Below are 6,392 nucleotides of genomic sequence, written 5' to 3'. Positions count from 1 at the left end.
ACTAATAAATGTATTTAGGGGGTCAACATGAGCCAGTATGGCAGTTGAATATGGGCATTAAACGCAATATACCTCCCTAAAATTAATTCGAGTTTGAGGGGTCACTATGCTCCAGTATATCCATATCGTATAAAACAGCTTTATCAAGATATTGCATACCCAATTCATATTTTCCTTGCTTAAACAGAGGCATAGCTTTTTGTTGCCATAGATAAGCAATCGTAGAGTCTTCTTTTAAGCCCATATCGATATATTTTTGCCACTCTTTAGAGTAGTAGCTGTATTGACGTGCGCTGTCTACAAGATATCTATCTACAATAGCTTTTTGTTTCGATTTATTTTCCTCTGGAGCAGTTTTTTCAATTTTGGCATTTTGGCAACTGAATAAGGTAGGTGACAAACAGAGTAGCCACACAATATATTTTGATATATTAATGTTATAACTTTTACTAATTGAAAATTTTTCAGCCAATTCTGTGGCTGTCAATAGCCGTTTCGTTTGTAGCTCTGTAGGGATTGCAATTAATCGTGACAACCTTTTCACTTCTATATCATCTGTCATCATGCTATTATCATCTAAATTTTAGTTGCTTGATCAGTATTTTTTATGTTTTTGAACAAAATATATTGATGCCAAACGCTACCCACTAACATCCACCAACTTTATAATTTTCCCTTCTTCAGAAAACTCAAATATTGATTTGCCTTTAAGTCGTAGGTCCTGGCCTTTCTTTAGACCATTTGGAAGATCCTTGGCTAATTTAGCTTCGTAATCGATTGTGATTTCTGAGATATTGTTGCGGTGCAGGATGGAGGTGATGGTCTGCTTACGGGACGCAAATAGATCTAACACCGACATAGCCTGTTCAAGAAAGGCATCTTTGCCTTTTAAAGACATCGTTGTACTACCATCATGGATATTCTCAAACACAACATCCTCAGCCATATTCTTGCACATATCTTTTGGTTTAAAAGCATTGTATGCATTGACATAATGGACTATAATAGAAGTTTGAGGGTGAGACTTCCAATAATAGATAATACCATCAATAGTTTGCTTAGTTAAAATGCTTTTGGTAGATAATATTTTGATACATTTTTCTACATCACTGATAAAAAATGTAAACTGTGCTTCTGATTTGAGCTTTTTCCAAATATTAATTGAAGGCGTTGGTAAATCGAGTATACCTTCATCGATCCATTTTTTTAGAAGATTAAGTAAATCTTTATTGGTTTTTCTGAATGCTCCTTTTTCATTTTTCTTCTTTGTCCAGATAATTCGCGTACCTTTTCCGTTGCTGTCGTAGATAATATGGCTAAAACCTTTTTCTTCATCGTTTTCAATTTTTTGACTATAGAAAAGCTGGATATTACCTTTAGGACAATCATTGGAATATAGGTCCGTGCAGTAACAATTTAATAAATAGGGGAGCAGGTTTACCTGGTCAGATTTGAATTTATTTTTATCGTTTGGATTGGCGATATAGCTAAAGACATAATTGTTTGCTTTTCCAAGTAAGAACGATAATTCTTCATCATCCATGCCAATATCTGCCATTAGATCAATGACTCGGCATATAATATGATAATCCATGTGAGAAATAGTCACTACTGGACCGTCCTTCTTTCGTACCGATTCTCTTTTTACTATTTCAATCAATTTAGGCTACTTTTCAAATTATTAATAAATACAAATCATAACCTCAGTTTGAATGCTGAGCTTATTAATTATAATTCGAATTTACTAAAATAAATTGATAGCTAAATACGACCGTTATCGTTACTATTTATTGTTTACGACAAACTTTTCCCAAACCTCTTTTACGACCTTTCTTTCTTCTACTTTATCACTTTTTAGATGAAAATGACCATATAAATTCTCTATACTTTCTAAAGCTTTATCTTGTGTATTTCTAGCATAAATTACTGAGATTACTCTTTTTGCAAAACGTGGATCTTTTAGGGTGTCAACAACTTTATCAACTTTCGCATGCGAATCACTGACGTCCCATTCATCAGAAGGAATAAAATCATGAATTTTACATTCGAGTTCATCCGCAATTGCTGCAAAGTCAGCAGAATTGTAATGATCAGGTTTGTCCTTATCTTCTATATGTGATACGTAGTTTTTATTCTTTTTAATACCAATTGATAAATCATAAGCAGATTTCCCAATTACTAATCTTAAAAATAGAATATAGTTAACGATATATAATGATAGCTTGTTTATCTTTTGCATGCTACCATTTTAAGCTTTTACGATAAAAACATTTTAAATAATATTCAAGGTAAAATTTGTAATAATCGAATTTTATGATTATGTTTGTTATGTCAATGTAGCTAAATGCTATGTTTGATAGTATGTTAAAGGCTATTGATGCTGAATCTTACTTTCGAAAACGTAGGAAATTTTCAAAGGGTGTAAGTTCAGGAGATCAAAGCCCATTCTCTATCTTTGTGTTTTCAAAGGAGAGATGGGCATTCTCTTGTTTTCACCTAAGGTTCTTCCTACGACCCTCGAAAGAAAATAAGGTTTGTCCCATCTCTTTTTTGATGAACTTTCCTTATCATATACTAGATTTATTGCTCAAGCTTTTTTAGACCTTAAAAAAGAGAGTTATGAACAAAAAACAAACTACTAAAAACATCATCAAGCCAGCAGATTAAATCTGTTGCGCTAAGTCACTATGTTGACTATCCAATTCAAAATGCAATCACGAAGACCATTATATAACCAATTGACGAAGACGTAAAATTGCATTTTTCTTAATTTATTTTTTTTAATTCTGATTTCCTTAATGCCCAAGCTATGTCCAATTAGTAAGGTTTTTGGGTAGTCAATTTAAACTCTAAAAAAATGCAAAAAACTTGCAATAGGGAGAGCTATGTGCTATCCCCAAGTAAAAAAACTGTCTTAAATCCAGTGTTATTTTTTAGTCTTCAATCTAAAACAAACCAAAAAATAAACACATTGAAAAGTTCTATACTAAAAAGTGAAAACGTTGGAAATGATTATGCTCTCCAAAAGCATGATCAACCTCCGGTTTTGTATATAAAAACACATTGGAAGCTAGTGCTATGCATCCTGCTTTCTCCAATGATAAATGCCTTTAATCTGCTGCTATGTTTATTAAAGGCTATTAAAGTAATTGCGATATCATGTATCATGATCATCGCAGTATTTCATAGTTTATGTTTATCAGCTCAGACACCCCGCAAGGACAGCGGGGTGAATGGGCAGGTGAAATATGAACTGGTAGGGCAGGTGCTATCCGCAATTGACAATAGCCCGATGCAAGGCGTATCCATTCGTATTGATGCGGAGAAGATCCAAGTAAAAAGTTCTAAAGATGGAACTTTTAAAATGCTCGTAAACAACCGAAATGGTAAAATTAAGTTCTCCTTTGTTGGTTTTAAAAGCCAAGAAATCAATTATACTTCTGGAGTATCGTTAACGGTTAAATTGATACCTGAGGATAACAAACTAGAAGAAGTGGAGGTTGTATCTACCGGATATCAGAAAATACCGAAAGAACGAGCGACGGGTTCATTTGAATTTGTTGACAACAAACTTCTAAATCGAAAAGTATCTATGGATTTTTTAAGTCGCTTGGAGGATGTTGTACCCAGTGTATCGAGAATAAAGCTTTACGAAGATAGCCGTGGAAAATTACCATTTGTGAATATCCGGGGTACAAGTAGTATCAATTCGAATATTTGGCCCTTGATTGTCCTGGACGGAGTTCCTTATCAGGGAGATTTTAATACGATCAATCCCAATGATATTGAAAATGTAACCATCTTAAAAGATGCAGCAGCATCTTCGATCTGGGGTGCACAATCGGGTAATGGAGTCATTGTGGTCACCACTAAGAAAGGTGCTTATGAAAAACCTATCCAAGTGTCCTTCAATAGCAATCTGACAATACGGAATAAACCGGACTTATATTATTATCCGCAAATGGCGACATCAGATTATATCGATGTAGAGCAGATGCTTTTTGAAAATGGATACTATGATGGTAAGATGTATGATTTTCAAACCAATATTACACCAGTTGTACAATTATTGAAGAAGAATAAAGAAGGTAAGCTGTCTTTAGTCGAAATGAACAGGGAGTTAGATCGATTACGTAAAATTGATTTTCGCGATGATCTATTGAAATACATCTATAGAAAAGAAACCAGTCAACAATATAACGTACAAGTGGAAGGAGGAGGGAAAATTTTAAATAGCATTTTCTCTATCGGTTATGATCGTAGTTTTAAAAACATAGTAAACACTGATAATAGTAGATTGACTACTCGAAGTTATACAATGTATAGACCTACATCAAATCTAGATATAGGTTTAAATATGCAATATAGTGAATACGGAACAAAAGAGCCTTTAATTCGATTAGGTTTTTATGATTTTGCAGGTGGATATGGAAATTTTCCATATATGGAGTTGGCTGATGCCAATGGCAATCCTTTAATAGTGGATGCAATAGCTTTACATCCTGAATTTCGCGATACCGTAGCGGGAGGTCGTCTGCTGGACTGGAAATATAGACCCTTAGCAGAATTGGATCAAACATCTGTAACAAGTAAACAGCGTGAGGTACAGTTAACTTTTGATGCTGCTTATAAAATTACGCCATCACTTCGGTTGTCATTGTTATATAATTATAGGAACCAGAGCAGTAATGTCGATAGTTGGAGAGGGATTGGAAGTATTGCACAAAGGGAAGCTATAAATTATTTTGCAAGTTGGGACCAAAATTCTGTAAAATGGAATGTACCTGTTGGAGATTATTTAATGAAGATTGACAATATAAATAATTCGCAACAAGGACGTTTACAAATGGATTTTAATCGTGTTTGGCAAGGTAAACACGCACTATCTTTTCTAGTTGGAGCTGAGGTTAGGCAGCAGAATCAAGAATCTTATAATACTGAATTATGGGGTTATGACTCAGAAACATTGACTTCAATGCCTGTGGATTATGTTAATGATTATCCTTATTTGAATGGAATTTATGGGATAAGGAAAATTGACAATAATTTTAATATTGTAAATATTTTGAATCGATTTACTTCGTACTTTATTAATGGTTCTTATACGCTGGCTAATAAATACATTGTCAGTGGTAGCGCACGTAAAGATGCTTCCAATTTATTTGGTGTAAAGACCAACAATAGGGGTAAACCCTTTTGGTCCATAGGAGCATCGTGGATACTTTCAAATGAAAAATTTATCGGCAATGATTTATTTTCCTTTTTGAAGCTACGGGCCACATATGGGCATAACGGGAATGTGAATAACAGTAACTCGGCATATCCTATTATCTACCGATCCTCACAGCCCCATCATTTAACAGGGCTCCCTTATGCGACCATGCAGTCACCTCCAAATCCTTCGCTTCGATGGGAAACAGTGGGGATGTTGAATTTTGGTGTTGATTTTCAGTTGCATAACAATCGGATTAGTGGTGCTCTTGAATATTATGTCAAGAAACCAAAAGATCTTATAGCAAGTACCCTAGTAGATCCCACGTCGGGTTTTAACAGTATGAGTATGAATAGTGCCAATCTATTAGGAAAAGGGGTGGATCTATCGTTAAATACTGTTAATCTTAAAAGTCGCTCTTTTGAATGGATAAATAATTTAGTTTTTGCTTATAGTCGAACGAAGGTTACTAAATCCTATGTACCTAATCAACTGGGTAAAAATTTTCGTGCTAGTCCATTTAGTTCTTCAGTTACACCATTAGTTGACGCAGATCTAAATAGTGTTATTACATACAAGTGGGCAGGGTTAGATCCTCAAACAGGTATGCCAAGAGGTTATTTTAATGGAGAATTATCAACGGATTATGCGCAGATCTATAATAATACTAAAATAGTAGATATGGATAACCATGGTTCTGCATTGCCACTTTATTTCGGTTCTTTGCGGAATTTATTTCGATTTAAAGATCTTGATCTTTCGTTCAATATCAGTTACCAGTTGGGGCATAAATTCATGAGAAGGGGAACCAACTATTCGTTTTTAATAGATCAGCGTGTAGGGAATAATGATTTCGCACGTAGGTGGCAAAAACCTGGTGATGAAAAGGTGACTGATGTACCTGTTTTTAATTACCCCTCAGATTATTACGGTGATTATTTTTATAACTATTCTTCGGCTTTGGTACTGCCTGCAGACCAAATCAAATTACGGGATATTCAGTTCGGTTATTCACCACAATTGCCTGCAAGAATAAAGCTTAAAGACCTACGCTTTTATACTTACCTAACGAATATCACCACCATATGGCGCGCAAATAAAATGGGTATAGACCCAGAGTACGGTATTAGTACCCCAGATCCATTTACCTGTTCGTTTGGTGTTCGTTTTAAACTTTAAT

General features: G+C 34.6%; 4 protein-coding genes. 1 reads left to right on the top strand and 3 read right to left on the bottom strand.

The window, feature by feature from the left end; all coding sequences use genetic code 11:
• Positions 1 to 82 precede the first annotated feature (82 nt).
• The 3 genes from JAZ75_RS01585 to JAZ75_RS01575 all read right to left on the bottom strand — a co-directional run bounded on the left by JAZ75_RS01585 (position 83) and on the right by JAZ75_RS01575 (position 2,239).
• Complete coding sequence (locus JAZ75_RS01585; protein ID WP_208699910.1) at positions 83 to 565, bottom strand: hypothetical protein; 483 nt, start codon at positions 563 to 565, stop codon at positions 83 to 85.
• A gap of 75 nt (positions 566 to 640) precedes the next feature.
• Positions 641 to 1,660, bottom strand: coding sequence for a nuclear transport factor 2 family protein (locus tag JAZ75_RS01580; RefSeq protein WP_208699908.1), 1,020 nt, complete (start codon positions 1,658 to 1,660; stop codon positions 641 to 643).
• Positions 1,661 to 1,783: 123 nt separating this feature from the next.
• Entirely contained in the window at positions 1,784 to 2,239 is a 456-nt protein-coding gene (locus JAZ75_RS01575; protein ID WP_208699906.1) for a hypothetical protein, read from the bottom strand.
• Between the two features lie 618 nt (positions 2,240 to 2,857).
• On the opposite strand from JAZ75_RS01575, the gene JAZ75_RS01570 reads away from it, so the two are divergent.
• Entirely contained in the window at positions 2,858 to 6,391 is a 3,534-nt protein-coding gene (locus JAZ75_RS01570) for a SusC/RagA family TonB-linked outer membrane protein (protein WP_208699904.1), read from the top strand.
• The last annotated feature ends 1 nt before the right edge of the window (position 6,392 follow it).

It is taken from the genome of Sphingobacterium sp. UDSM-2020 (assembly GCF_016132525.1).
GTDB lineage: Bacteria > Bacteroidota > Bacteroidia > Sphingobacteriales > Sphingobacteriaceae > Sphingobacterium > Sphingobacterium anhuiense.
This window is presented reverse-complemented; position numbering and strand designations above follow the sequence as displayed.

What these genes read in the sequence shown, in the direction of transcription:
- JAZ75_RS01575 (WP_208699906.1), bottom strand. Translation starts at nt 2,239, where the DNA reads ATGCAAAAGATAAACAAGCTATCATTATATATCGTTAACTATATTCTA.
- JAZ75_RS01585 (WP_208699910.1), bottom strand. Translation starts at nt 565, where the DNA reads ATGATGACAGATGATATAGAAGTGAAAAGGTTGTCACGATTAATTGCA.
- JAZ75_RS01570 (WP_208699904.1), top strand. Translation starts at nt 2,858, where the DNA reads ATGCAAAAAACTTGCAATAGGGAGAGCTATGTGCTATCCCCAAGTAAA.